The sequence below is a fragment of the Oceaniglobus sp. K40-3 genome, assembly GCF_055808395.1.
On record NZ_CM147868.1, the window covers coordinates 1,464,927 to 1,490,391 of the forward strand.

The following is a 25,465-nucleotide window of genomic DNA, read 5'->3' on the forward strand; positions in this document are numbered from 1 at the left end:
GCGATGGCTGACATCCTGCAACAACTGGAACAGCGGCGGGCCGATGCCCGGCTGGGCGGCGGCCAACGCCGCATCGACGCACAGCACGCCAAGGGCAAGCTGACAGCGCGCGAACGGATCGAGCTTTTGCTGGACGAGGACAGTTTCGAAGAATTCGACATGTTCGTCACCCACCGCTGCACCGATTTTGGCATGGCCGAGGCAAAAGTGCCGGGCGACGGGGTGATCACCGGCTGGGGCACGATCAACGGCCGGCAGGTTTATGTGTATTCGCAGGATTTCACCGTATTGGGCGGGTCATTGTCCGAAACCCACGCCCGAAAGATCTGCAAGATCATGGATATGGCGATGCAGAACGGCGCGCCGGTGATCGGGCTGAACGATTCGGGCGGTGCGCGCATTCAAGAGGGCGTTGCATCCTTGGCCGGCTATGCCGAGGTGTTTCAGCGCAACGTGCTGGCCAGCGGCGTGGTGCCGCAAATCAGCGTGATCATGGGGCCTTGCGCGGGGGGCGCCGTTTATTCGCCCGCGATGACCGATTTCATCTTCATGGTGCGCGACAGCAGTTACATGTTCGTCACCGGTCCCGATGTGGTGAAAACTGTCACGAACGAGGTCGTCACCGCCGAGGATCTGGGCGGCGCCACAACCCACACCCGCAAATCCAGCGTGGCGGACGGGGCGTTTGAAAACGATGTGATCGCCCTGACAGAAATTCGCCGTCTGGTGGATTTCCTGCCCCTGAACAACCGCAGTAAACCCCCGGTGCGCCCGTTCTTTGATGATCCCGCGCGGTTGGATCACAGCCTTGACACCCTGATCCCCGCCAATGCCAACACGCCTTATGACATGAAGGAACTGATCACCAAACTGGCGGATGAGGGTGATTTTTACGAGATTCAAGAAGAGTTCGCCCGCAACATCCTGACCGGATTTATCCGGCTGGAAGGGTCAACCGTGGGCGTGGTGGCGAATCAGCCGATGGTGCTGGCCGGCTGTCTGGACATCGACAGTTCGCGCAAGGCGGCGCGGTTTGTGCGGTTCTGCGATGCCTTTGAAATTCCGATTCTGACCCTGGTGGATGTGCCGGGGTTTCTGCCCGGCACCAGTCAGGAATTCGGCGGTGTGATCAAACACGGGGCCAAACTGTTGTTCGCCTATGGCGAGGCGACCGTGCCAAAGGTGACGGTCATCACCCGCAAGGCCTATGGCGGGGCCTATGATGTGATGTCATCCAAACACCTGCGCGGCGATCTGAACTATGCCTGGCCCACCGCCGAAATCGCGGTGATGGGGGCCAAGGGCGCGACCGAAATCCTGTACCGCAGCGAATTGGGCGACAGTGAAAAGATCGCGGCGCGCACGGCGGAATACGAAACGAACTTTGCCAACCCGTTCAAGGCCGCCGAACGCGGGTTCATCGACGAGGTGATCCACCCCCAATCCACCCGAAAGCGCCTGTGTCGCGCCTTTGCATCCCTGCGGGGGAAATCTCTTGCTAACCCATGGAAAAAGCATGACAATATTCCACTCTGACAATCTGTGGCGCTTTGCCGGGCTGGCGGGGGTGTTGGTTGCGGGGTTGGCCCAACCCGCGCTGGCGGCCATTGACGTGCCGGTGCCTGTGCCATCGGGGCAGGCGGTGACGCTTGAGGATGTGGTGACCAACGTGCCGGGGGTCGGGTTGACCTATCGGTTTCGCTATCTGGCGCCGCACATCCGGGACGGGGCCGATTACGACAGCACGGTTGGGGATATGCAATATCTGTGTGACACCCACGCCTTGCCCCGGCTCAGCACGCTTGGCCCGACGCCGAACCAGATTGTCATCTCGCTGGCGGATCAACCGGTGGCGTTCGGCGAAATCTCGCCTGATGCGGTGCAGTTTTTTGAGGCCTATCGCCCCGCTGGCGATCATTGTGAATGGGAGGGTTTCTGATGAAAACCCAACACCTTGCAGGGCGGCGTTCAGGCCGCTTTGGGCATGATGCAGCCGCGCCACAGCGCCATTTGTTGCATTTGCCCCCGTATCAATCGAATTTGGCTTGCGCTATGGTCCCCAGAGGTTTCCGACAGGAGACCTGTACCTCGAACATGGGGCAGGCGGGCGGAAACGCTCGTTCGGTCCTGAACCTATCTAGGAGCATAAGATGTCCAAGAGCATCACTTTCTTTCTGGCACTCGGTCTGGTCGCTGGCGTTTCTGCCTGCGCGAAAAAGTCCGAGGAAGTCGTCTATGCCGATCCGGCGCCGATCACCGTCGCGCCGACCTTTCACGGCAAATACAAGTAAAAACAGTCCGGGGTGGGCCTTGGTGTCCACCCCGACACCCTCTTTGCCGTACCTGATCGGGGGTGTGGCATGAGAGAGCCGATGACCAAACATCGGGGTTTTCCAGGGCGTCTGCCCGGCACCGATTTTCAATTCACCCTGCGCCGCGCCAACCCCAAAGGGGCCACCCCCTGACCGCGCGCGCCCGCTATCCCGACCGGCGCCCCGCCGACAAGCGGGCGGATGAGGCGTTTCTTCTGGCCCTGTGTCAGCAATTCGGAGAAGACCCGTTCGAGCGGGGCAATCTGGATGCGGGCCGTCTGGCGTGGTTGTTCGGGCGCGAGGTGTTTCCGGCAGAAGATCCGTTTGATCCGGCCAGTTATGACGCGCTGCTTCGGGTTGATTTTGCCAGGGCGCGGGCGGCCTTTCCCGATATTTTTCTGGATTGATCGGCATGTTCCGGCCTTTGCATCAGCGAATTCGGCGGAATCTGGCGCAACCGGGGCGCGACTCGCGGTTCCCGTTTGCAGCGGATGAAAGGCAGGTCATCGTGTCCCATGGAACACCCGTTCTCAGCACGGCGGGTGTTCTGGTTTGTCAAAACCGTTACCCTTCCCCTTTGTGGTTCGGCCCTGTTCGGGTCGGACCACATTTTTTCGCCAAAGGCGGGGCTTGCGGAACGGAACCAAACCCGGTCATATCCGCTGATATAGAATATAAAAACCATGACGGAGGCAGTCACACATGGAAAAGATCTGGATTCTCGGCGTTGCCGCGACACTGGCCCTCGGGGCCTGCACCAACAATGCCGACATCAACCGCGCGGCGGTTGGCGGGGCCGGTTTGGGCGTTGCGGCGGCCCTTACCAACAATGATGTCGGCACGGCGGTGGCGCTGGGGGCCGCTGGCGGCGCGCTCTGCGATGATGTCGTGCCTGAACTTTGCCCGCGCTAAGGCTGCTTCGGCGCGTCTGACACGCCATTACGTTTCAATCAACGCCACCCGCGCCGCGCGCTGGGGTGGCGTTTTTCGTTTCCACCCCGGATTTGACCGCGCCGTGACGGGCGCGCCCGAAAGGATGCCCGCATGTTCAAGAAAATCCTGATCGCCAATCGCGGTGAAATCGCCTGTCGTGTGATCAAAACCGCCCGGCGCATGGGTATTGCGACGGTTGCGGTCTATTCCGATGCCGACAAGGGCGCGCTGCATGTGCGCATGGCGGACGAGGCGGTGCATATCGGCCCGGCCCCGGCCAACCAATCCTATATCGTGATCGACAAGATCATCGAGGCGATCAAGGCCACGGGCGCCGAGGCGGTGCATCCCGGCTATGGTTTCCTGTCGGAAAACAGCAAGTTTGCCGAGGCATTGGCCGGTATCGGCGTTGCCTTTATCGGCCCGCCTGTGGGCGCCATCGAAAAGATGGGCGACAAGATTACCAGCAAAAAGATCGCCGCCGAGGCGGGGGTTTCCACCGTGCCCGGATATATGGGCCTGATCGCGGATGGTGACGAGGCGGTAAAAATTTCCGGCGAGGTCGGCTATCCGGTGATGATCAAGGCCTCTGCCGGGGGCGGGGGCAAAGGCATGCGCATCGCATGGGATGAATCCGAGGTGCGCGAAGGGTTTCAGAGTTCCAAAAACGAGGCCGCGGCCAGCTTTGGGGATGACCGCATCTTCATCGAGAAATTCGTCACCCAGCCGCGCCACATCGAAATTCAGGTGCTGGCCGATGGCCATGGCAACACCCTGTATCTGCACGAACGGGAATGCAGCATTCAGCGGCGCAATCAAAAGGTGATCGAAGAGGCGCCATCGCCGTTTCTGGATCCCGAAACCCGCAAGGCCATGGGTGAACAGGCCTGCGCGTTGGCCGCTGCGGTGGGATACACCAGTGCGGGAACGGTGGAATTCATCGTTGATGGGGCGCGCAATTTCTATTTTCTGGAAATGAACACCCGCCTTCAGGTGGAACATCCGGTGACGGAACTGATCACCGGCATTGACCTTGTGGAACAGATGATCCGCGTGGCAAACGGCGAACCGCTGAGCCTGAAACAGGGCGATATCGCGTTGAACGGCTGGGCGATGGAATGTCGCCTTTACGCCGAAGACCCCTATCGCGGGTTTTTGCCCTCCATCGGGCGGTTGACCCGCTATCGCCCGCCCGCCGAGGTGGCCACCGCCACAAATGCCGTGCGCAATGACACCGGCGTGTTCGAGGGCGGCGAGATTTCGATGTATTACGACCCGATGATTGCCAAACTCTGCACCTGGGGCCGTGACCGGGCCGATGCGATCGAAGGGATGCGCCGGGCGCTGGATGGGTTCGAGGTTGAGGGGATCGGGCATAACCTGCCGTTCCTGTCGGCGGTGATGGACCACCCCAAGTTCACCAGCGGCGACATCACCACCGCCTTTATCGCCGAGGAATATCCCGAAGGGTTTGCGGGTGTCACGCTGCCCGATGGTGACCTGCGCCGCGTGGCCGCTGCGGCGGCTGCCATGTACCGGGTGACACAAATCCGGCGCACCCGGATATCGGGGCGGATGGGCAATCACGAACGCAAGATCGGCACCGATTGGGTGGTCGATGTGCAGGGCCGGCAATACGAGGTGTCGATCGATGCCGACAAAGGCGGCGCGACGGTGAATTTCCCCGATGCCCCGGCGATCCGGGTCGAATCCGGCTGGACGCCCGGCGATGCCCTGGCGCAACTGTCGGTGGATGGCACGCCACTGGTGTTGAAGGTGGGTAAAATCACCAACGGGTTTCGCCTGCGCAGCCGGGGGGCCGATATGCCGGTGCGTATCTATTCACCCCGTCAGGCGGAACTGGCCGCGCTGATGCCGGAAAAGCTCCCTCCTGACACGAGCAAGATGCTGCTTTGCCCGATGCCCGGGTTGATCGTGGCGGTCAACGTGGCCCCGGGCGACGAGGTGCAAGAGGGACAGGCCCTGTGTACCGTCGAGGCGATGAAGATGGAAAACATCCTGCGCGCCGAACGCAAGGGCGTGGTAAGCAAGGTAAACGCCGCCGCTGGCGATAACCTGGCCGTCGACGAAGTGATCATGGAGTTTGAGTGATTGCGCACGCCGTCATATGGCTGTCTGATCTGGATCCAAGGATCTGGCAGGCGGTGGTGGCGGGGCTGTTTGTGGCGCTTGGCTGGGTTGTCAACGGCTGGCAAACCCGCCGCCACGCCACCCGGTTGCGGCGCGAACGGGTGAACGACGTGCAGCGCGCGCTTTATGCTGAAATCCGCGCCTATGTTGCCGTTCTGGAACGGGACGAACCACAGAGGTACGCCACGGATCTTGCCGCGAAAATCCGTGGCGATAGGGATTATTTCCCGATCATCCCCCATGAACGCAACCGCACGATTTTTGACGCGGTGGTCAGCGACATTCACATCCTGCCCCGCGCAGTGATCGACCCGGTCGCGTTGTATTACAGTCAGTTGGTGGCGATCGAGACGCTGATCGGTGATCTGCGCGGGCTGGACAAAAACGTGGTGGGCAATGAGCGGGCGGCGCGGATGTATGAAGATTACATCGCGCTCAAGGTTGAGGCGTTGGAGCTGGGCCGCGATGCCATGGCGATGATGGGGGGCTATCTGTCAGGTGGCCCAGAACGGGTGGGCGAGATCGAGTCGGCGCGTCTGGCCGAGGAACAGGCACGCCTGACTGCCGCCGTGCCCATGTTGAAATCCGATCTGGCCGCCATGGCGGCGCGGATCAATAGCCCGGTCGCGGGCCGGTCCGTCCGGTGATCGGTTTGGGCGTATATGTGGATGTGTCGTGGTGTCTCATGATATCGCCTCCTGCGGTAAATATAGCATCGCGGGGGTGGTTTTACAATCGCGGCGCGCGTTATTGCCCGCCGGCGCGGTCGCTCAGCTCGCGGATGCGCAGGGGTGTCTTGTCGATCACCCGGGTCAGTTCGCGCACATGCCAGGGCAGGGGTTTGCGCAATTCGACCTGCCCGTCCTTGCCCATCAGCGCCAGCATGAACCCGCGTGGGCGCAGTTTCAGCCGCACCTCGGATTTGCCGTCGGGGTCGGTGTCGGTGATCAGCACGACCTCGCGGTCGATCAGGGCCTCGGGGCGGGCCAGCAGCAGGCGCATCTGGTCCTGGAACGACGGGTCGGCGTCGGTATTGGCAAACACGATCACCGGGCGGGCGATCCACTGGAAGGCGGCCAGATCAATTTCGGAGCCCTGGAACACGGTCATCGGATCGGCGCGCCAGCGTTCAACGGCGGATTTGGCATCAGAGTTTTCCGCCGATTGCGCCGTGGCCGATAGTCCGGCCAGAACGACAAGGGCAGACACGACAATAGCAGGCAATGTGCGCATGGATTCTCCTGTTCAGGTTCAATGTAGGGTGCGCACGACGGAAATCACAGGGGGCATATGCCCCGACGCGATACCCAACAGGGGAGATGTCAGATGAGCGATTGGAAAATCACGGCGGAAAAGGAACTGCGGGGGCGCCCGCTGGAGGATCTGACCTGGCACACCGCCGAAGGGATCGCGGTGCAGCCGGTGCATGATGCCAGCGACACGGCGGATTTGCCCCATCTGGGCAGTATGCCGGGGCAGGCGCCCTATACCCGCGGCCCGAAGGCAACAATGTATGCCGGGCGGCCGTGGACGATCCGCCAATATGCCGGGTTTTCCACCGCCGAGGAAAGCAACGCCTTTTACCGTCGGGGCCTCGCGGCGGGGCAACAGGGGGTGTCGGTGGCCTTTGATCTGGCCACCCACCGGGGCTATGACAGTGACCATGAACGGGTCGAGGGCGATGTGGGCAAGGCCGGCGTTGCCATCGATTCTGTCGAAGACATGAAGATTTTGTTCGACGGAATCCCGCTGGGCGAGATTTCGGTGAGCATGACAATGAACGGCGCGGTTATTCCGGTTCTGGCCAGCTTTATCGTGGCGGGCGAGGAACAGGGCGTGGAGCGCGCACAGCTTTCCGGCACCATCCAGAATGATATTCTGAAAGAATTCATGGTGCGCAACACTTATATCTATCCGCCCGAACCCAGCATGCGGATCGTGGCCGATATTATTGACTACACCGCCCGCGAAATGCCCCGGTTCAACTCGATTTCCATCAGCGGCTATCACATGCAAGAGGCGGGGGCGAACCTTGTGCAGGAACTGGCCTTTACCCTGGCCGACGGCAAGGAATATGTGAAAACCGCCGTGGCGCGGGGGCTGGACGTCGATGCCTTTGCGCCGCGCCTGTCATTCTTTTTCGCCATCGGGATGAATTTCTTCATGGAGGCGGCGAAACTGCGCGCCGCCCGGTTCCTGTGGCACGAAATCATGCAGGAGTTTGCGCCGAAAAAGCCGGGGTCATCGGTGCTGCGCACCCATTGCCAGACCTCGGGCGTGTCTTTGGCCGAACAAGACCCCTATAACAATATCGTGCGCACCGCCTATGAGGCGATGAGCGCGGTTCTGGGCGGCACCCAATCCCTGCACACCAACAGTTTTGACGAGGCGATTGCCCTGCCCACCGATTTTTCGGCCCGCATCGCCCGCAACACCCAGTTGATATTGCAAAATGAAACCGGGGTGACGAACGTGGTCGATCCTCTGGCGGGGTCGTATTACGTGGAAAAGCTGACCGCTGATCTGATCGAGGCGGCGCGCGCCCTGATCGCCGAGGTCGATGATATGGGCGGCATGACAAAGGCCGTGGCCAGCGGTATGCCCAAACTGCGGATTGAGGAGGCAGCGGCCAAGAAACAGGCGGCCATTGATCGCGGCGATGAGGTGATCGTCGGGGTCAACAAATTCCGCCTTGAAAAAGAAGATGCGCTGGACATCCGCAGCATCGACAACGCGGGCGTGCGCACATCGCAGATCGCGCGATTGGAAAATATCCGCGAAAGCCGGGATCAAGAGGCCTGTGACGCCGCACTGGCCGCGCTGGAAAAAGGCGCGCAAAGCGGCACCGGCAATCTGTTGGCGCTGGCGGTCGAGGCCGCCCGCGCCCGCGCAACCGTGGGGGAAATCAGCATGGCGATGGAAAAGGCATTCGGGCGGCACCGGGCCGAGGTGAAAACCCTCGCGGGGGTGTACGGCGCCGCCTATGAGGGCGACGCAGGCTTTGCCGCCATTCAGGCGGATGTCGAGGCATTCGCCGAGGAAGAAGGCCGTCGCCCCCGCATGCTGGTGGTGAAAATGGGGCAGGACGGGCACGACCGGGGCGCCAAGGTGATCGCCACCGCCTTTGCCGACATCGGGTTTGACGTGGACGTGGGGCCGCTGTTCCAAACCCCGGAAGAGGCGGCACAGGACGCGGTTGATAACGATGTGCATGTGATCGGAATTTCATCGCAGGCGGCGGGGCATAAAACCCTGGCACCCAAACTGATCGCGGCACTGGAGGCGGCGGGGGCGGGTGAAATTCTGGTGATCTGCGGCGGGGTGATTCCGCAACAGGATTACGCCTATCTCAAGGATGCCGGGGTCAAGGCGATATTCGGCCCCGGCACCAATATCCCCGAGGCGGCAAAGGACATTCTGCGCCTGATCCGCGCGGCGCGGTCCTGAGGGGGCGACATGGGCAAACGGCAGGAAATCGTGATTGGGATGGCGGCGGCGATCTTGTGGTCGGTCGGCGTGATCTGGGTTGGGGTGACACAGGTGAACCTGCCGGTGTTTTCCCTGCTTCCGTCACTGGCGTTCGCGTTTCTGCCGCCCGGCATCGTGCTGCTGATGATGATCGGCCGTCTGGCAGGGGCGCGGTTTTTCGATGATACGCTGATCGACGGACAGGCCTTTGCGCCCGGGTCGCGCGCCTGGGTGGATCAGCGGGTGCTAAGCAACACGGTGGAACAACTGGTGTTGGCCCTGTGCCTTTGGCCCGCCTGCGGTTATCTGTTGCTGGATGACGGGCCGGGGGTTCTGGTGACGCTTGGGGTGGCTTTTGCCCTGTCGCGCATTGCGTTCTGGGTTGGGTATCGCCATGCGCCGGCCTTGCGCGCCTTTGGCTTTGCCGCCACCTTCTATGCAACGATTGCGGCCCTGCTTTGGGCCGGTTTGCGGTATTTTTTGACGTAAGAGGTGGGAATGGAACTGGATCATCTGGTGATCGTGGCCGAAACGCTGGACGCGGGCGCGGGTTTTGTCGAACAGGCCTTTGGTGTGACCATGGCCCCCGGTGGCGCCCATGCCGCCATGGGAACCCATAACCGCCTGTTGTCGCTGGGCCCGGATCTTTACCTTGAGGTGATTGCGATTGACCCGGACGGGCGCGAACCCGGTCGCCCCCGCTGGTTTGATATGGACCGGTTTGCAGGCGCCCCCCGCCTGACCAACTGGGTGGTGCGCTGCGATGATATGGAGGCAGGCCTGTCGGCCCTGCCCATGCGGGGCCACGTGATGGATCTGGCGCGCGGTGATCTGAGCTGGCAGATGGCGGTGCCCGATGATGGCGTGACGCCCCATGGGGGGCTGGCGCCGGGGCTGATCCGCTGGCGGGGCGTTGGCCATCCGGCGACGCGGCTGCCCGAGGCGGGCTGCCGGTTGCGCGCCCTGACCGTGACCCTGCCCGAAGCTGACAGCCTGCGCAACGCGCTGGGTGATCTGGATGACGGGCGGGTGGCATTCGCAAGCGCCGGTGCGCCCGGGTTGCAGGCCGTGTTCGACACGCCCAATGGCCGGGTCACTGTGGGATAGCGTCTTTGCCGCACCTGCAAAATCCCCCTGACACCGCCGTCGCACCGCGCTAAGGTCATGCCCATGTCGATCTGGTCACGCATTGCTGCCGCGCTTTCGGCCCTCGCCAATGGTGAGGGTCTTTCTGTGATGTTCGACCGTTTGCGCGCCCCACCCGAGCGCAGCGTCGCCTTTACCATCGCCGTGATCGCCCTGGGCGCCAAGATGGCCAAGGCCGACGGCCAGGTCACCCGCGATGAGGTGGCTGCGTTCCGGCAGGTGTTCCACATCCCCCCCGAGGAAGAGGAAAACGCCGCCCGGGTGTTCAATCTGGCCCGTCAGGACGTCGCCGGATACGAAGAATACGCCCGCCGGATCAGGGCCATGTTTGACAGCGAGGCTGACCGGATGACCCTGTGCGATCTGGTCGAAGGATTGTTCCACATCGCCGTGGCCGATGGGGATTACCACGAAAACGAAAACGATTTCCTGCACCGCGTGGCCGAGATTTTCGGCATCGACAGCCGGGAATTTCGCGCCATGCGCACGCGCTTTGTTCCCGATGCGCAGCCTGACCCATGGCAGGTTCTGGGGATCGAACCGGGCGCCACACCGGATGAGGTGCGCCGCACATGGCGGCAACTGGTGCGCGATGGTCACCCTGACAGGATGATCGCCCGGGGCGTCCCCGAAGAGGCGGTGCGCATGGCCGAATCGCGCCTGATCGCCATCAACCGCGCCTATGAAGAGATCAGCGCAGGCCACGTGTGAGGCTGGCCAGCTATAATGTCGAATGGTTCAACAGCCTGTTCGATGATGCGGGCCGGTTGATTGACGATCAGGGCTGGTCGGCCCGCTGGAACATCACCCGCGCCACCCAGACAGCGGCCCTTGGTGCCGTGTTCCGTGCCCTTGACGCCGATGCAATCATGGTGATCGAGGCCCCCGACACCAGCCGGCACCGCGACGGTGTGCGCGCGCTTGAAAATTTCTCCGCCCGGTTCGGGGTGCGGGCAAGGCGCGCCCTGATCGGTTTTGCCAATGACACCCAGCAGGAAATCGCGCTGCTTTACGACCCCGATCGTGTGACCGCACGCCATGCCCCGGGCGGATTGGCCCTTGGCACCCCGGGTGCGCGCGAAAACCCCCGCTTTGACGAGGCGTTTCACATCGATCTCGATGTGGATGCCGCGCCCGAAGCCGTGCATTGGTCGAAACCGCCCCTTGAGGTGGCCCTGCGCACCAAGGCGGGAAACGATCTGCGCCTGATCGGGGTTCATGCCAAATCCAAGGCGCCCCACGGTGCGACATCCGATGCCGATGCAACCCGGATCGCCATCGAAAACCGGCGCAAACAACTGGCCCAATGTATCTGGCTGCGTCAAAGGGTGCAGGGCCATCTGGATGCGGGCGAATCCGTGATGGTGATGGGCGATTTCAACGATGGTCCGGGGCTGGATGTCTATGAACGGTTGTTCGGGCGCTCGGGCGTTGAAATCGTGCGCGGCGAAGGCACGGCGGCACAGCTTTGCGACCCGAGCATCACCACCCCCGGGGCCACATCGGCGCGGTTCTGGCAACGCCACGAGGATCGCTGGCTAGAGGCGCTGCTGGATTTCATCATGGTATCGCCCGATCTGGCCGCCCGCGCGCCGCGCTGGCGCATCTGGCACCCCCTGCGCGATACCGCACTTGCCGGTGATCCGGCACTGCATCAGGCATTGCTGGACGGGTCTGATCATTTTCCGGTCACGCTGGATATTGATGTCTGAACCCTTAAAACCGGCGCGATTTGTGCTATGTCAGGGGTATGAAACAGATCGCCGTGCTTTTTCTTGCGGGGACATTCGCCCTGTCCGCCGCCGCCCAGACCCACGACACACCCGTTGACCCCGGGGCCGAGGGCGACGTGGGCGAGGGTGTCGATCTGTTGGAAGAAGGCGCGCGCCTGTTGTTTCGCGGGTTGTTGAACGAGGTCGAACCGGCCATGCGCGACATGGCGCGCGAATTGCAGAACCTGAACTGGAACGGGCTGACCATCAAGGATCTTGATGATTATCACCCGCCCGAGGTGCTGCCCAATGGCGATATCATCCTGCGCCGCAAAACCCCGCAACCGAACCTTCCCGCCCCTGACGGATCGGAAATAGAGCTTTAATCCTCGGTCTTGGCCCGCAACCGTTTTACGCGGCTTTCTGCGCCCAATGCGCTGACCAGTGAGGCAAAGCGCGCCTGCGCCACTTCGCCGAACAGCGCCTCGGCGGGTTGGGTCAGCCACAGTTCCAACTGCTTTTTCTTGGGGAACCAGCGCAGTTCGCCCAGCGATCCGGGCTTGTCCGCCGAAAACATCGCCCCAAACCGCATCGCCCGGCCCAGAACCTCGGCCTGCGCCACCTCGCGTTCGCTCAGCAGTGCGACAAGGGGTTCAAAGCGGCTGCCGCTGCGGGAATTCTTGTAGCGGTGCAGCAGGGCCAGCCCCATGAACACCCGCTCCGGGTGGGTCAGCCCGCCCAGATTGGCACGGGTGGCATTGTCGAAACAGGCCTCGTGGCGGTAATCGGGGTGGGCGCGCCAACTGACATCGTGCAACAGACAGGCCGCCTTGATGATGCGCAGCCGCTTTTCCCCGTCGCCCTTGAACAGCGGCAGCAGGAATTGATACAGCGCCCGCCCGAACCCCGGCAAACGGGCATCCTTCTGCTCGGCCCAGCGGCAGGCCTCGATCAGGGGGTCACGGTCGCGCAGCCGCTGGGGCATCTGTTCAAACAACAGCCCCTCGCGGATGCCATAGCTGGAAATCGCGATATCGCGGGGCTTGAACCGGCGCACCAGTTGTTTCAGAACCATGGCCGCCAGCGGCACCAACGCCATCCGCGCCTCGCCGATCCCGGTCATGGCGCGCAGTTCTTCCACGCTGTGGCTGTCGATGAATTTCACCGTGTCCTGAATGCCCTGGGGCGTCATGCGATATTCATGCTGCACATGCAGCGGATACCCCCGCCGCTCCATGTCCAGCCGGGCAATGGCGCGCCATGAGCCCCCGACGAGAAACAGACGTTTGTTGTCGATCCCCATGGTTTCGACCAGATCGTCCAAAGTGGCGGCGATATGGGCCTTGACGGCTTTCTTGCCGCCCTTGATCCCCTGAAGCCGAAGCGGCCCAAGGGCAGACGTCACCCGTTTGCCCACGCGCCCATCGCCGATCTGCGCCAATTCCATGGACGAACCGCCCATATCACAGACCATGCCATAGGCGCCGGGCCACCCCAAAAGAACCCCCTGCGCCGTCAGCCGCGCCTCTTCGCGCCCATCGACGACCCACATCTTCAGGCCCGTGCGTTCGGCCACCTCGGCGCGGAACTCGGGGCCGTCCTCGGCCTCGCGTACGGCGGCGGTGGCCACGACGGTAAGGGGGTGGCGTTCATCCCCTCGGCCAACTGCTGAAACCGGATCATCGCGTCCATGGCCCGCTGGCGCCCGCCGGGGTGCAACCGCCCGGTGTCACCAAACCCGGTGCCAAGCCCCGCCATCACCTTTTCGTTAAAGAAATAGGCAGGAGAACGCGCCGCCCCGTCAAACACCACCATCCGAACCGAGTTCGACCCCACATCGACCACCCCAACCCGGCTGAGCGCCCGTGCGGTCGGGTCGTCGAACAATGGGCGGCCAAAAGGCGCGCGGTCGTCCTGGTCGTCTTGCATCATCTTTTCCCGGCAGGATTCCCTGGCCGAGACACTGCCCGGTGATCACGCGCTGGTCAATGCGCAGGACCTTCCACCCAGCGGCAATCTGGGGCAGGGTGCGGTAATTCAGATCGACAGGTGCGCCATGGCCAAACAATTTCGCGAACTTTCCGATGCCCACCGTGACTTCATCACCCGCCAGCATGTGTTTTTCACCGCCACGGCCACCCCTGACAGCCGGGTCAATATCTCGCCCCGCGAAATTGGCGCGCTGCGGATCATCGACAGCACTACCGCAATCTATCTGGATCGGACCGGCAGCGGCATGGAAACCGCCGCCCACCTGCGCGCCGATGGCCGGATGACGATCATGCTGTGCAGCTTTGCCGGCCCGCCACAGATAATGCGCCTGTATGGCCGGGGTGAATGCCTGCGTTATGACCGCGCAGAATTCGCCGCCCTTTTTGCGGCCTGTTTTGACGGTGAACCGCCCCTTGGCGCGCGCCAGATCGTGCGCCTTGCCATTGACCTTGTGCAAACCTCTTGCGGTTATGGGGTGCCGTTGTTTGACTATCAGGGCGAACGGCAGGCCATTGAAAACTGGCATGACAACAAGAGCGAGGATGGCATCCGTGCCTATTGGAATGAACAGAACCGCGAAAGCATCGACGCGCTGCCCACAGGGTTTCCCGCTTCCTGACGGCTCGTTCAGCTGCATCTGTGGAATTGAGTATTTGGATCAGTAAAAAGACACGCACCTTTTTACTGATAAAAATACTCAAAATCCGAACCGGGCCACGGGCTCAGTCCTCGGAATGGGTCAGTTCGGGTACATCCCCGGCGCCAGCCGATCCGCGCCCGGAAAGCGATGGATTTTCCATGAAAAATCTGTGGCAGTTGAACGGTGGCGTGTCGTCGTCGGGCAGGGTGCGTTCGAAACTGCCGTCTGGCGACAAGATCCAGCTTTGCGCCGTGTCGGCCATGTTGGCGGCCATCACCTGTGACACGATCTGCGCCTTTACCGTGGCATTGGTGCATTCAACCAGGGTTTCCACCCGGCGCACCAGATTGCGGCCCATCCAATCGGCGGATGAGATGAACACCCGGGCCTTTTTGCTGGGCAGATCGTGGCCATTACCGAAACAGACGATGCGCGAATGTTCGAGAAACCGCCCGACGATGGATTTGACGCGGATGTTTTCGCTCAGGCCCTTTATGCCCGGGCGCAGCCCGCAGATGCCGCGCACCACGAGCGAGATTTTCACCCCTGCCTGAGAGGCCGCATAAAGCGCGTCGATCACATCGGCGTCGACGATTGCATTCATCTTGGCCCAGATCGCGGCGGGCTTGCCTGCTTCGGCGTTCGCGGCTTCGTTTCCTATCATGTCAATCAGGGCGGTTTTCAGCGACAGCGGAGAGATCGACAGGTTTTCCAGCCGGTCGGGCACGGCATATCCCGAGAGGTAATTGAACACCCGTGTGGCATCGCGTCCCAGGGCCGGATCGCAGGTGAAGAACGACAGGTCGGTATAGATGCGGGCGGTGATCGGGTGGTAATTGCCGGTGCCATAGTGGGTATAGGTGACCAGTTGATCGCCTTCCCGGCGCACCACCGTTGAAATCTTGGCGTGAGTCTTGAGGTTGAGGAACCCATAAACCACATGGGCGCCGGCGCGTTCAAGCCGCCGGGACTGGGCGATATTGGCGGCCTCGTCGAATCGCGCTTTCAGTTCCACAAGGGCGGTGACCGATTTGCCCTGCTCGGCCGCGTCGCACAGGGCCGAGACGATGGGAGAATTGCGCGAGGTGCGATACAATGTCTGTTTGATCGCCACCACATCCGGGTCATTTGCCGCCTGCGCCAGAAACCGGACCACCATGTCAAAGGTTTCATAGGGGTGATGCAACAGCATGTCTTTCTGGCGGATCGCGGCGAACATGTCGCCGTCGTGGTCCTGCACCCGTTCGGGAACCCGGGGGGTGAAGCTGGGCCAGAGCAGGTCGGGGCGTTCGTCCAGCACCAGTTCTTTCAGGTCGGCCATGCCGATCATGCCGTCCAGTTCGATCACCTCGTTGTCGCGCACGGGCAGTTCGCCCATGATGACCCGCCGCAGGCCCGATGGTGCGCCGGTCGAGATGGTCAGGCGCACCACTTCGCCCCGGCGGCGGCGTTTCAGGGCGACTTCGAATTCACGCACCAGATCCTCGGCCTCGTCCTCGACCTCCAGATCGCTGTCGCGCAGCACCCGGAACGCGCAGGAGCCTTTTTCGGTATACCCGGGATAAAGCGAGCCGAGGTGCAGCAACAGCAATTCCTCAAGCGGCAGGAACCGGGCCTGTCCATCGGCGGCGGGCAGGCGCACGAACCGGTCGATTTGTGCCGGGATCGGCAGCAGCGCGCGCAGCTTGCGCCGGTCGGCCTTTCGTTCCAGTTGCAGCGCCAGGGAAAAACCGGTGTTGGGGATGAACGGGAAGGGGTGCGCCGGGTCTATGGCCAGAGGGGACAGGATCGGAAACACCTGGGTCAGGAACACGTTTTCCAGATGCGCCAGATCGGCCTTGTCCAGGTGGTCGCGGGCCAGGATGCTGATGCCTTCGGCCTCCAGCAGGGCGCGCAATTCCTGAAACTGGCTTTGTTGTTGGTCCAGCAGCGTGCGCGCGTCGTTGTCGATCAGAACAAGCTGATCCGCCGGCGTGCGCCCGTCGGCGGCGGGGGTGGTATTGCCTGCCTGGGCCAGCTCGCGCAGGCCGGCGACGCGGACGGTATAGAATTCATCAAGGTTTGTCGCGCTGATCGACAGGAACCGCAGCCGTTCCAGCAGCGGCACCCTGGGGTTTCCCGCCTCTTCCAGAACGCGCCAGTTGAACGCGAGCCAGCTTAGGCTCGCGGTTGAAAAACCGGGCCGGGCCGGTCAGATCGACATCGGACAGATCGGCGGGGTCGGGGAAGGGGGCGGTCAAGAAATCGGTGATGCTCATGGGCGGTATATGACCAATCGCTGTAACTGAAATATGACAATCATGCCTCTGGCGTGTCGCCCTTGTCCAGCACCCGCGCCGCCAGAGGTTTGGTGATCGGACGTTTTTCGGTCAGGGAAATGGCATCGAGCCGGGTCACCAGATCGCGCGCTGCGGCGAACGAGCGTTCCATGCGCAGGGTGAGATAGCGGATCACCTCGGGTTCGACGTTCAACTGCCGGTCGGCGAACATCTTGGCCACCACGGCGGCCAGCAGATTATCGTCGGGCGGGTCGATCCGGGCCACATCGGCGGCCTGCATCCGGCTGGCCAGATCGGGCAGGGTCAGGCGCCATTGGGCCGGGGCATCCACTCCGGTCAGCAGCAGGGTGCCGCCTTCGGCCTGTGACAGGTTGTGCAGATGAAACAGGGCGCGCTGTGCATCGGGGGTGGTGGCGATGGCGGGCACGTCTTCAACCACCAGCGGGCCGGGGGCGAGGGCGGGAATATCGGCCTGCGCCAGCGCGGCGGCGGCGATGATCGGCGCGCCGGTGGCGGCGGCAAACACATGGGCCATATGGGTTTTGCCTGCGCCGGGCGGGCCGCTGAGGGCCAGTTTGCGCAGGGGCCAGTCGCGCCAGCCGTCCAGCGCGGCCACGGCATGGGCATTGGCGGGCGAAACGAAGAAATCCTCGCGCCCCAGCGCCGGTACGCTGGGCAGATCAAATGTGAGTTGCCGTTCCATGGGTCAGCTTTCATCCACGTCGCGGGGTGCGGTGCCACGGTAAAGCTGGCTTTGCCGGTATTGCGCCAGGGCATAGCGGATGATGACCCCCAGCGAGGCGGCCACTGGCACCGCCACCAAAAGCCCGACAAAGCCGAACAGGGCACCAAAGGCCGACAGCGCAAAGATCAGCCACACAGGATGCAACCCGACGGATGAGCCGACAAGTTTGGGGGTCAGGACATTGCCTTCGATCAATTGCCCGGCCTGAAAAATCACCGCGACCAGCACGATCCACAGCCAATCGCCCCAGAACTGGAACAGGGCCAACCCAAGGGCCAGCCCGCCCCCCACAAGGGCGCCCACATAGGGAATGAACGTCAGCGCACCGGCAATCGCCCCCACCACAAGGCCAAAGGGCAGCCCGACCAGCATCAGCGCCCCGGCGTAATAGACGCCAAGGATCAGGCAAACCGTGCCCTGGCCCCGGATGAAGGCGGCCAGCGTGTTGTCGATATCGCGGGCGATCTGGCGCACGGTATGCACATGGTCGCGCGGCACGAGGGCGTCGATCCGGGCGACCATCCTGTCCCAATCCAGCAGCAGGTAAAACGCCACCACCGGCACGATCACGAACAGCACCAGAACGTTGACGATGCCACTGACCGATGCCAGCACCCCGTTGAGCAGTTCTCCGCCCTTGCTTTGGATCGTCTGGCCCAGCCCGGCCAAGGATTTGCGCACGACCGAGCCTTCGTCGACCAGATCGGGGAATTGCTCGGTCAGAAAGGTTTGCAGGTTGTTTGCAATCTTGGGGGCCGATTCGATCAGTCCGGCCGCCTGAGAGACAAGGGTTGGCACCACCGCGAGGGCCAGCACCACAAACAACAGCAGGCCAAGAATGGTGATCACAGCGGTGGCCATGGTTCTGCCCAGTCCCAGCCGCTCTAACCGGTCGGCAATGGGATCAAGGCAATAGGCAATGCCGCCGCCCAGAAGAAACGGCATGATGACCCCGCCCAGCCACCAGAGCACGAACAAAAACACCGCCATGGCGATGCCCCAGTATTTGACCTGTTCGCGCACCGTCAGTGCCATGGCGCATCCTCCTGCGGGGTGTGTTGTCGCCCATGGCAGGAACGCGTGCAAGCATTTTGCGGTGTAAAACCTTTGCCAGCGCATTGCCATCCCGGTAAGTTGACCCTGCGTCATGGGGGCGCGAAACCTGGCACAGAGGCATTTACCATGGGCTATCGCGACGAATTTTATACAGCGGGCAACATTATCGGGATCACGGGCAAGATTGGCGAAAACCCGACCGTATATTTCCAGAACGGGCATTCATTCGGGCATATCACCCAGTTTCACGATATCGCCCAGAACGTCGGGCGCGAAACGGTGCATGCCCATCCGCAATACAGTATCGGCAACGAAGTTATCGACGGTGAAACGCTCAGCGTTGAAAAGATTGGCGACGATGCGTTTCACACCAGCCGCAGTCCGTTCATTCCCGTGGGCGATCTTCCTGCGGTGCAAAAGTCGGTCCTGGCGAAATGCATCGAGAAATTCCCCGATCGCAAGGCCATTGCAACCATGTCGCGCGCCGAAAGGGAAGACCTGGTCTATGGTCCCGAGATCGGCGGCGACAACATCACGAAACTGAGCGCGCACCTGCACTGAACCGCAAAGTGCGGGCTGACCCAGGGTAAGGTTTCCCTTACTTTCTTTCTTCGTTCCCTTACGTCAAAGTTATCTTGTTTCGTGAGCGGGGAATTACTCCCGGAAACATCGGGCAGTCGGCAGCGTCATTCATTCAGGCGCCCCGGCTGTCCGCCCTTGATCAAAGCGCGCTGTCCCGGTGCGCAAGGGGGGCCATATGCCCCGGTGGTCAGGGGGTAAAGGTAGCGCGCTTTTCCCCAAGCGGCGCTGCATCCGGCCAGGGGGTTGGTGGCCAACTCCGCCACCCCCTGCGCCCTTCCAGCCTTTCCAACCCGGCCTAACTGCGGGCAACCAGATGCCCCCCGCCCACATCATCGTGCACAACGGTTTGCGGGGCATCGCCCACGGCGCGGATCGGGCTTGGCGGGTCTTGCGATGCGATAACCCGGGGGGCAGGGTGCGCGTCGGATCGGCGTGGGGCACCGCATCAATCAGGCGGCGGGTATAGGGGTGACGCGGATCGCCAAAGATTTGCGCGCCGGTGCCCATCTCCACGATCTGCCCCAGATACATCACCGCCACCCGGTCAGCGATGTTTTCAACCACGGCCATATCGTGCGAGATGAAAAGATAGGACATGCCCATCTCGTGCTTCAGCTCGGCCAGCAGGTCCAGCACCGTGGCCTGAACCGACACATCCAGCGCCGAAACGCTTTCATCCGCGATGATAAGTTTCGGATTCAGCGCCAACGCCCGGGCAATACAGACCCTCTGGCGCTGACCGCCGGAAAATTCGTGGGGATAGCGGTCAAGCGCGTCGTCGCTCAGCCCGACGCGCGCGAACAATTCTGCGGCCCGTTCACGGCGGCTGGCGGCGGTGCCGATTCCGTGAATGACCATGGGTTCGCACACCAGATTGCCAACGGTCATCCGCCCGTTCAGGGCCGCCATCGGATCCTGAAACACCATCTGCAATTCGCGGCTGACCAGTTTGCGGGTGGCGGCGGTGTTGCCCAAGGGGTTCCCGGCAAAGCGAATATCGCCCGTGTGTGGCACCAGCCCGGTCAGCGCCCGGGCGATGGTGGATTTGCCACAGCCGCTTTCCCCCACCAGCGCGAATGTTTCGCCGGGATATATATCGAACGATACCCCCTCGACCGCATGAACACGCTGCACCACCCGGCCCAGAATCCCGCCGTGCAGATCAAAGGCAACCCGGGCATCGCGGAACGACACCAGCGGCGGTGCGGCGCCATCGGGGTGTTGGCCGCGCCCGGCGCCCATGCGTGGAACCGCGGCCAGCAAGGCGCGCGTGTATGCCTCACGCGGGGCGGCAAACAGCGCCTGCACGGGCGCCTCTTCCACCATCCGGCCCTGTTGCATCACCAGCACCCGGTCGGCCATTTCGGCAACGACCCCCATGTCGTGGGTGATCAGGATCAACGCTGTTCCCAATTCGCGGCTGAGATCGCGCAGCAGATCCAGCACCTCGCGCTGCACGGTGACATCCAGCGCGGTGGTGGGTTCATCGGCAATCAGAATGTCGGGGCGCAGGGCGATGGCCATGGCGATAACCACCCGCTGACGCATCCCACCTGACAATTCATGGGGATACTGGCGCAAGCGGCGTTCCGGTTCCGTCAGGCGCACGGCGCGCACGGCCTCCAGCGCGCGTTTGCGCGCCGACGCCACGGAAATGCGTTCATGGGCGCGGATCGCTTCGATCAACTGCGCCCCGATCCGCATGACCGGGTTCAGCGCGGTCATCGGCTCTTGGAAAATCATGGCAATGCGATTGCCGCGCAATTGCTGAATTGCGGTTTCTTTCATCCCGGTCAGCCGTTGACCGTCAAAATCAATGCTGCCGCCCGTGACGCGCACGGCGGGCGGGGGCAACAACCCCATGACGGCAAGCGAAGTGAGCGATTTGCCTGACCCGCTTTCCCCGGCAATGGCAAGGGTTTCGCCCTTGTTCAAGGTGAATGACAGGTTTTGCACCAAGGGCATCAACCCCTGTTCGGTGCGCACCGAAATGGTCAGATCATCAACCCGCAGGATCGGCGTTTCCCCCGCAACCTGCGCTGCGGGGGCGTTTTCTTGCATCACGTTCATTCAAACACACAACGCGGAAAGTAGAACGAAACTACCCAGTTGGGCATATCGACGATTTCGGAAATCCGCAGATCGCCGCAGGTGGACACCAGCATATAGGCATCCTCGGCGGCCAGCCCGTGGGTCGCGCAGAGCAGATCAACCATCTGGCTGACCGCATCGCGTGCGCCGCTCATCAGATCGGGGCCGATGCCGGTTGTCACCTCGTAACCCTTGGCATCCAGATGTCGTGTGACCGGCCCCGGCGTGGTGAAACGCGGCATTTTCAGGGGCGTATCCTTGATCAGGTCCAGCGTCACCGTGGCGTCCATCGGGCTTTCGATTGCGGTGCCGCAGACCTCGCCATCCCCTTGGGCCGCGTGGGTGTCACCGATCGAAAACAGCGCCCCCGCAACCTCGACCGGCAGATACAGGATCGTGCCTGCCGCCAGATCGCGGATGTCAAGGTTGCCACCCACCCGGCGGGGCGGCACGATGCTGTGCAGCCCCGGTTCGGCCAAGGCACAGCCGATGGTCCCGGCAAAGGGTTTCAGGGGCACACGCCCGTTTTTGCCGAACAGCGCCGGTTCCATCGTATCGGGGTCGTATTTCCAGATGGTCAGTGCCGGATCGGTGAATTGATCGGCCAACAGGCCAAACCCCGGAATGTTCGCCGTCCAGCCAAAGCCGGACGGCACAAAGCCCTCGATCGTGATCTTGAGCACGTCACCCGGCGCGGCCCCATCGACAAAGATCGGCCCCGAAACCGGGTTGATCTTGCCGAAATCCAGGGTTTCCACGTCCTTGACGGTGCTGTCGGCGGACAATTGGCCCGCCGAGCTGTCATGGCATTTGAACGCGATGGTTGAACCGGGGGCCACCCTTTCGGCTGGGACAATGGAATTGTCCCAGCCGAAGTGATGCTGATGGCCGTGGATCGTATAGTCAGGGCATTTATTGCACATCGTTTACATACACATAGTCATAGTTGACAGGGATCGAAACCGGATCGACATAGAGCGCATCGGCGCCGCCCATCCGTTCGGATTTCATGGTGAAACGCTGTTCGTTGAACACCGGAACCCACGGCGCGTCGTCCATGATCTTCATATAGACGTCGGACCATTTTTGCAGCCGTTCTTCGGCCTTGGCGGGGTCGGTCATGCTGTCGGCAGCGGTGGCCATGGCATCAACCTCTTCGTTGCAATACCACGACCAGTTCCAGCCGCCCTGTACCGCACCCGCACAGCCCAGGATCGGGCCATAAAAGTTGGACGCGTCGGGGAAGTCGGCAATCCACGCCATGCCGCCGGACCAGATCATCGGCGCCTGATCGGGTTCACCGCCTGCCGCGATCACGCTGGCCTGTGCCAGGGATTTGATCGAGGCCTTGATGCCGATGTTGGACAGATCCTGTTGAATGGCCTGTGCAATCCGCGGGTTCGGGTCGGTGTTCATCACATAAAGTTCGGTTTCAAATCCATCCGGGAAACCGGCCTTGTCCAGCATCTCTTTCGCGGCGGCGGGATCAAACGGATAGCCTTCGTATCCCTTGGTGTAACCGGGCATCGAGGGGGGCAGGGGCTGTGTCGCCGGAACGGCGCGGCCGTTGATCACTTGGGTGACGCGTTCCTTGTTGATCGCCATGTTCACGGCGCGGCGCACATCCACATTGTCAAAGGGCGGCATCTTGACGTTCATGGTGATGTATCCGGTGTGCAACTGCCCACCTTCAACCACCCGCGCGGCCTGTGCCGGATCGGCCATCACCTCTTGGAACTTGGCGGGGGGGATGCCGTCACCGGGCACGTCGACCTCGCCGTTCTGAAGGCGCAGCAGGGCGACGATGGGTTCCTGGCCCACTTCAAAGGTGATGGTGTCGAGATAGGGCAGGCCCTCGCGCCAGTAATCGGGGTTCTTTTCAAACACCAGCCGCTGACCGATCACCCATTCCTTGAGCTTGTAAGCGCCGGTTCCCATTTCCATTTTGCCAAAATCATCGCCGGCGGCTTCCACCGCTTCCTTGGCGACCACCGAGGCAAAGTTCAGGCCCATGACATGCAGGAACGTGGCATCGGGGCGCGACAGGGTGATTTCAACGGTCAGCGGGTCGATCACCTTGACGCCGCTCAGGGTGTCGGTGCTGCCGCTGGAAATGTCATCAAACCCGGCGATCGACGCAAAGAACCCGGCGCCGGGGCTTTGGGTCTTGGGGTTGGTCGCGCGGTCGAGCGAATATTTCACATCCTCTGCCGTCATTTCGCGGCCATTGTGGAATTTCACGCCGGGGCGCAGTTTGAATGTAAACACCGTGCCGTCGTCAGACACCTCATAGCTTTCGGCCAGCCCGGGGCGCAGATCGGTGGTGCCGGGGGCGTAATCCATCAGGCTGTCATACAGCGATTTGATCATCGACCAGTTTTGCCAGTCATAACCGATGGCCGGGTCCAGCGTTGCCACGTCATCCTTATAGGTGATGGTGATATTGCCGCCGGATTTGGCGTTCGGGTCCATGTCACTGTGGGCATCGGCCAGGGCGACACCGGGCAGGGCCAGCGCCGCAACCAGTGCCGTTGTGGTTAAAAACTTTTTCATTTCTTTTCTCCGCGTTGGGGTTGGTTTCTTGATTGATTACCGGACCTTGATCCGGGGGTCGGCAAACAGGGATGCGATGTCAGCCACCAGATTGCCGATGACGATGGCGCAGGCCGATACCAGGGTGACGCCCATGATGATCGGAATATCGACGCGCTGAATCGCCTGCCACGCCAGTTGGCCGATGCCGGGCCAGCCGAACACCGATTCCACCACGACGATGCCGCCCATGAAAATGCCCACGTCGATTCCGATCATGGCGATGATTGGCAAAATCGCGTTGGGCAGGGCATGGCGCAGCAGCACCCGCAACCGGGACAGGCCCTTGGCGTGGGCGGTGCGGATGAAATCCTGACGCAGCACCTCGATCATGGAGGACCGCATCATCCGGCTGTACCACCCCGACCCGAGTATCCCCAGCGTCACCGCCGGAAGAACCAGATGCGCAAAGGTGCCGTAACCGCCAATGGGGAACCAATGCAGTTGCACCGCAAAGACATACAGCAGCAGCAGGCCAATAACGAATTGCGGGGCCGATACGCTGATGAATGAGACAATCATCAACGTGTTGTCCGTGGCCGACCCCCGGCGCAGGGCGGCGATAACCCCCATGGTCAGCCCGAGGATCAACTCGCAGGCAATCGCCCCCGCCATCAACAGAAGGCTGGCCGGAAGACGGGCGGCGATCAGGGTGCTGACCTCGGTTTTTTGCAGATAGGACCGCCCCAGATCCCCCTGAAGCAGGTTCACCAGATAGCGCCAGTATTGCACGATGAAGGGTTGATCCAGCCCCAGTTGCGCGCGGATATTGGCCACGGTCTGTGCCGTGGCCGACCGCCCGGCAATCTGGCGCACCGGATCGGCAGGCAGCAGATAAAGCAGCGCAAAGGTGATGAACGACACCCCCAGCAGGATCAGCAGGGATTGCAGCACGCGGCGGCCCAGAAAGTTCAGCATCAGTCGCGCCCTCTCTGGGTCGGGTCGAGAACATCGCGCAGGGCGTCGCCCACAAGGTTGAAGGCCAGCGCAAGGATCACAACCGCAAGACCGGGAAAGAACACCAGCCATGGGGCGGCCTGAAAATAGGTCTGGTTTTCAAAGATGATATTGCCCCAGCTTGGCGTCGGCGGCTGCACCCCCACCCCAAGGTAACTGAGCGTCGCCTCAAGCAGCACCGTGGTTGAAATGCCCAGCGTCCCCCAGACGATGATCATCGGCGTCAGATGGGGCAGGATGTGGCGAAACAGGATACGCAGATGCCCCGCGCCAAGGGTTTTTTCGGCGGCGATAAATTCGCGCTGGGACAGGGATGAGGTTTCGGCATACAGCACCCGCGCCGTCTGAACCCAGTTCACCGTGGCAATGACCATGGCCACGATCCACAGGGACGGCTGAAAAATCGCGGCAAGGCAGATCGCCAGCAACAATGCGGGAAAGGCCATCATCAGATCGGTCAGCCGCATCAGCACACTGCCGATAAACCCGCCGAAATACCCCGCCGTCACCCCCACAAACGTGCCGATCATCAGGGCAACCCCATTGGCCACCAGCCCGATAATCAGCGAGGTCCGCGCGCCATAAAGAATGCGCGTCAAAAGATCCCGGCCCAACAGATCGGTGCCCAGCGGAAACTGCGCGCCCGGTGCCATGGGCGCGCCTTCGATCGTCAGCCCGTCAAACATCTGGGCGTTGGGGTCATAGGGGGTCAGCCAGGGGGCGAATATCGCCCCGATCAGCGTGGCCGCGATCAGAAACAGCCCGAACATCGCCAGTTTGCGGCGGCGCAATCTGGCCCATGCCGATGG

At 62.1% G+C, this 25,465-nt stretch carries 21 protein-coding genes and 4 pseudogenes; 15 read left to right on the plus strand and 10 right to left on the minus strand.

Annotated features, from left to right (window positions below):
- Positions 1-3 precede the first annotated feature (3 nt).
- The 7 genes and pseudogenes from AC0L7P_RS07560 to AC0L7P_RS07590 all read left to right on the plus strand — a co-directional run bounded on the left by AC0L7P_RS07560 (position 4) and on the right by AC0L7P_RS07590 (position 6,043).
- On the plus strand, positions 4-1,536 hold the full coding sequence (locus AC0L7P_RS07560; RefSeq protein ID WP_473435151.1) for an acyl-CoA carboxylase subunit beta: 1,533 nt from the start codon (positions 4-6) through the stop codon (positions 1,534-1,536).
- Positions 1,517-1,939 carry a DUF6497 family protein gene (locus AC0L7P_RS07565; protein WP_473435152.1) on the plus strand — a complete coding sequence of 141 codons (423 nt, stop codon included), beginning with the start codon at positions 1,517-1,519 and terminating at the stop codon, positions 1,937-1,939. Before AC0L7P_RS07560 ends, AC0L7P_RS07565 begins: the two co-directional genes overlap by 20 nt.
- Positions 1,940-2,150: 211 nt before the next feature.
- Positions 2,151-2,291, plus strand: a complete 141-nt coding sequence (locus tag AC0L7P_RS07570) for a hypothetical protein (RefSeq protein WP_473435153.1) — start codon at positions 2,151-2,153, stop codon at positions 2,289-2,291.
- An 81-nt stretch (positions 2,292-2,372) separates the two neighbouring features.
- A pseudogene (locus AC0L7P_RS07575) lies at positions 2,373-2,719 on the plus strand (hypothetical protein).
- Positions 2,720-3,014: 295 nt separating this feature from the next.
- The gene (locus AC0L7P_RS07580) at positions 3,015-3,224 is read left to right on the plus strand and encodes a hypothetical protein (protein ID WP_473435154.1); all 210 of its coding nucleotides are present in this window, start codon (positions 3,015-3,017) and stop codon (positions 3,222-3,224) included.
- 132 nt (positions 3,225-3,356) lie between these two features.
- Positions 3,357-5,357, plus strand: coding sequence for an acetyl-CoA carboxylase biotin carboxylase subunit (locus AC0L7P_RS07585; RefSeq protein WP_473435155.1), 2,001 nt, complete (start codon positions 3,357-3,359; stop codon positions 5,355-5,357).
- The gene (locus tag AC0L7P_RS07590; protein WP_473435156.1) at positions 5,354-6,043 is read left to right on the plus strand and encodes a hypothetical protein; all 690 of its coding nucleotides are present in this window, start codon (positions 5,354-5,356) and stop codon (positions 6,041-6,043) included. Before AC0L7P_RS07585 ends, AC0L7P_RS07590 begins: the two co-directional genes overlap by 4 nt.
- Before the next feature lie 100 nt (positions 6,044-6,143).
- Here the strand turns inward: AC0L7P_RS07590 and AC0L7P_RS07595 are convergent, their stop codons facing one another.
- The gene (locus AC0L7P_RS07595; protein ID WP_473435157.1) at positions 6,144-6,629 is read right to left on the minus strand and encodes a DUF4174 domain-containing protein; all 486 of its coding nucleotides are present in this window, start codon (positions 6,627-6,629) and stop codon (positions 6,144-6,146) included.
- 93 nt (positions 6,630-6,722) lie between these two features.
- Between AC0L7P_RS07595 and scpA the strand changes: the two genes are divergently transcribed.
- The 6 genes from scpA to AC0L7P_RS07625 all read left to right on the plus strand — a co-directional run bounded on the left by scpA (position 6,723) and on the right by AC0L7P_RS07625 (position 12,108).
- On the plus strand, positions 6,723-8,843 hold the full coding sequence (scpA, locus tag AC0L7P_RS07600; RefSeq protein ID WP_473435158.1) for a methylmalonyl-CoA mutase: 2,121 nt from the start codon (positions 6,723-6,725) through the stop codon (positions 8,841-8,843).
- 9 nt (positions 8,844-8,852) lie between these two features.
- On the plus strand, positions 8,853-9,353 hold the full coding sequence (locus AC0L7P_RS07605) for an MAPEG family protein (protein WP_473435159.1): 501 nt from the start codon (positions 8,853-8,855) through the stop codon (positions 9,351-9,353).
- A 9-nt stretch (positions 9,354-9,362) separates the two neighbouring features.
- Complete coding sequence (locus tag AC0L7P_RS07610; RefSeq protein WP_473435160.1) at positions 9,363-9,971, plus strand: VOC family protein; 609 nt, start codon at positions 9,363-9,365, stop codon at positions 9,969-9,971.
- A gap of 63 nt (positions 9,972-10,034) precedes the next feature.
- A complete protein-coding gene (locus AC0L7P_RS07615) occupies positions 10,035-10,721 on the plus strand; it encodes a TerB family tellurite resistance protein (RefSeq protein ID WP_473435161.1) in 687 nt (228 codons plus the stop codon).
- Positions 10,718-11,722, plus strand: coding sequence for an endonuclease/exonuclease/phosphatase family protein (locus AC0L7P_RS07620; RefSeq protein ID WP_473435162.1), 1,005 nt, complete (start codon positions 10,718-10,720; stop codon positions 11,720-11,722). The genes AC0L7P_RS07615 and AC0L7P_RS07620 overlap by 4 nt, the downstream gene beginning before the upstream one ends.
- Positions 11,723-11,760: 38 nt before the next feature.
- Positions 11,761-12,108, plus strand: a complete 348-nt coding sequence (locus AC0L7P_RS07625; RefSeq protein ID WP_473435163.1) for an AAA+ family ATPase — start codon at positions 11,761-11,763, stop codon at positions 12,106-12,108.
- On the opposite strand, the pseudogene AC0L7P_RS07630 reads toward AC0L7P_RS07625, so the two are convergent.
- Positions 12,105-13,651 (minus strand): annotated as a pseudogene (locus AC0L7P_RS07630) (Ppx/GppA family phosphatase). The gene AC0L7P_RS07625 and the pseudogene AC0L7P_RS07630 sit on opposite strands and share 4 nt — an antisense overlap.
- A 127-nt stretch (positions 13,652-13,778) precedes the next feature.
- On the opposite strand from AC0L7P_RS07630, the gene AC0L7P_RS07635 reads away from it, so the two are divergent.
- Positions 13,779-14,333 carry a pyridoxamine 5'-phosphate oxidase family protein gene (locus AC0L7P_RS07635; protein WP_473435164.1) on the plus strand — a complete coding sequence of 185 codons (555 nt, stop codon included), beginning with the start codon at positions 13,779-13,781 and terminating at the stop codon, positions 14,331-14,333.
- 103 nt (positions 14,334-14,436) lie between these two features.
- On the opposite strand, the pseudogene AC0L7P_RS07640 reads toward AC0L7P_RS07635, so the two are convergent.
- From AC0L7P_RS07640 to AC0L7P_RS07650, 3 genes and pseudogenes are all read right to left on the minus strand, one after another.
- Positions 14,437-16,612, minus strand: a pseudogene (locus AC0L7P_RS07640) (RNA degradosome polyphosphate kinase).
- A gap of 40 nt (positions 16,613-16,652) precedes the next feature.
- The gene (locus AC0L7P_RS07645; RefSeq protein ID WP_473435165.1) at positions 16,653-17,336 is read right to left on the minus strand and encodes an HdaA/DnaA family protein; all 684 of its coding nucleotides are present in this window, start codon (positions 17,334-17,336) and stop codon (positions 16,653-16,655) included.
- Positions 17,337-17,339: 3 nt separating this feature from the next.
- Positions 17,340-18,413 carry an AI-2E family transporter gene (locus tag AC0L7P_RS07650; protein WP_473435166.1) on the minus strand — a complete coding sequence of 358 codons (1,074 nt, stop codon included), beginning with the start codon at positions 18,411-18,413 and terminating at the stop codon, positions 17,340-17,342.
- Between the two features lie 147 nt (positions 18,414-18,560).
- Between AC0L7P_RS07650 and AC0L7P_RS07655 the strand changes: the two genes are divergently transcribed.
- On the plus strand, positions 18,561-18,995 hold the full coding sequence (locus tag AC0L7P_RS07655; RefSeq protein WP_473435167.1) for a hypothetical protein: 435 nt from the start codon (positions 18,561-18,563) through the stop codon (positions 18,993-18,995).
- Between the two features lie 316 nt (positions 18,996-19,311).
- On the opposite strand, the pseudogene AC0L7P_RS07660 reads toward AC0L7P_RS07655, so the two are convergent.
- From AC0L7P_RS07660 to AC0L7P_RS07680, 5 genes and pseudogenes are all read right to left on the minus strand, one after another.
- A pseudogene (locus tag AC0L7P_RS07660) lies at positions 19,312-21,086 on the minus strand (ABC transporter ATP-binding protein).
- Positions 21,083-22,030: an acetamidase/formamidase family protein gene (locus tag AC0L7P_RS07665; protein ID WP_473435168.1), complete on the minus strand. Its 948-nt coding sequence runs from the start codon at positions 22,028-22,030 to the stop codon at positions 21,083-21,085. The pseudogene AC0L7P_RS07660 and the gene AC0L7P_RS07665 overlap by 4 nt, the downstream one beginning before the upstream one ends.
- Positions 22,020-23,660: an ABC transporter substrate-binding protein gene (locus tag AC0L7P_RS07670; protein ID WP_473435169.1), complete on the minus strand. Its 1,641-nt coding sequence runs from the start codon at positions 23,658-23,660 to the stop codon at positions 22,020-22,022. The genes AC0L7P_RS07665 and AC0L7P_RS07670 overlap by 11 nt, the downstream gene beginning before the upstream one ends.
- Before the next feature lie 36 nt (positions 23,661-23,696).
- A complete protein-coding gene (locus tag AC0L7P_RS07675; RefSeq protein WP_473435170.1) occupies positions 23,697-24,617 on the minus strand; it encodes an ABC transporter permease in 921 nt (306 codons plus the stop codon).
- A complete protein-coding gene (locus AC0L7P_RS07680) occupies positions 24,617-25,447 on the minus strand; it encodes an ABC transporter permease (protein WP_473435171.1) in 831 nt (276 codons plus the stop codon). Before AC0L7P_RS07680 ends, AC0L7P_RS07675 begins: the two co-directional genes overlap by 1 nt.
- Positions 25,448-25,465: the final 18 nt, after the last annotated feature.

Coding starts and splice junctions, on each gene's coding strand:
- AC0L7P_RS07560 (WP_473435151.1), top strand. CDS start 4: ATGGCTGACATCCTGCAACAACTGGAACAGCGGCGGGCCGATGCCCGG.
- AC0L7P_RS07565 (WP_473435152.1), top strand. CDS start 1,517: ATGACAATATTCCACTCTGACAATCTGTGGCGCTTTGCCGGGCTGGCG.
- AC0L7P_RS07570 (WP_473435153.1), top strand. CDS start 2,151: ATGTCCAAGAGCATCACTTTCTTTCTGGCACTCGGTCTGGTCGCTGGC.
- AC0L7P_RS07580 (WP_473435154.1), top strand. CDS start 3,015: ATGGAAAAGATCTGGATTCTCGGCGTTGCCGCGACACTGGCCCTCGGG.
- AC0L7P_RS07585 (WP_473435155.1), top strand. CDS start 3,357: ATGTTCAAGAAAATCCTGATCGCCAATCGCGGTGAAATCGCCTGTCGT.
- AC0L7P_RS07595 (WP_473435157.1), bottom strand. CDS start 6,629: ATGCGCACATTGCCTGCTATTGTCGTGTCTGCCCTTGTCGTTCTGGCC.
- scpA (WP_473435158.1), top strand. CDS start 6,723: ATGAGCGATTGGAAAATCACGGCGGAAAAGGAACTGCGGGGGCGCCCG.
- AC0L7P_RS07605 (WP_473435159.1), top strand. CDS start 8,853: ATGGGCAAACGGCAGGAAATCGTGATTGGGATGGCGGCGGCGATCTTG.
- AC0L7P_RS07610 (WP_473435160.1), top strand. CDS start 9,363: ATGGAACTGGATCATCTGGTGATCGTGGCCGAAACGCTGGACGCGGGC.
- AC0L7P_RS07615 (WP_473435161.1), top strand. CDS start 10,035: ATGTCGATCTGGTCACGCATTGCTGCCGCGCTTTCGGCCCTCGCCAAT.
- AC0L7P_RS07625 (WP_473435163.1), top strand. CDS start 11,761: ATGAAACAGATCGCCGTGCTTTTTCTTGCGGGGACATTCGCCCTGTCC.
- AC0L7P_RS07635 (WP_473435164.1), top strand. CDS start 13,779: ATGGCCAAACAATTTCGCGAACTTTCCGATGCCCACCGTGACTTCATC.
- AC0L7P_RS07645 (WP_473435165.1), bottom strand. CDS start 17,336: ATGGAACGGCAACTCACATTTGATCTGCCCAGCGTACCGGCGCTGGGG.
- AC0L7P_RS07650 (WP_473435166.1), bottom strand. CDS start 18,413: ATGGCACTGACGGTGCGCGAACAGGTCAAATACTGGGGCATCGCCATG.
- AC0L7P_RS07655 (WP_473435167.1), top strand. CDS start 18,561: ATGGGCTATCGCGACGAATTTTATACAGCGGGCAACATTATCGGGATC.
- AC0L7P_RS07665 (WP_473435168.1), bottom strand. CDS start 22,030: ATGTGCAATAAATGCCCTGACTATACGATCCACGGCCATCAGCATCAC.
- AC0L7P_RS07670 (WP_473435169.1), bottom strand. CDS start 23,660: ATGAAAAAGTTTTTAACCACAACGGCACTGGTTGCGGCGCTGGCCCTG.
- AC0L7P_RS07675 (WP_473435170.1), bottom strand. CDS start 24,617: ATGCTGAACTTTCTGGGCCGCCGCGTGCTGCAATCCCTGCTGATCCTG.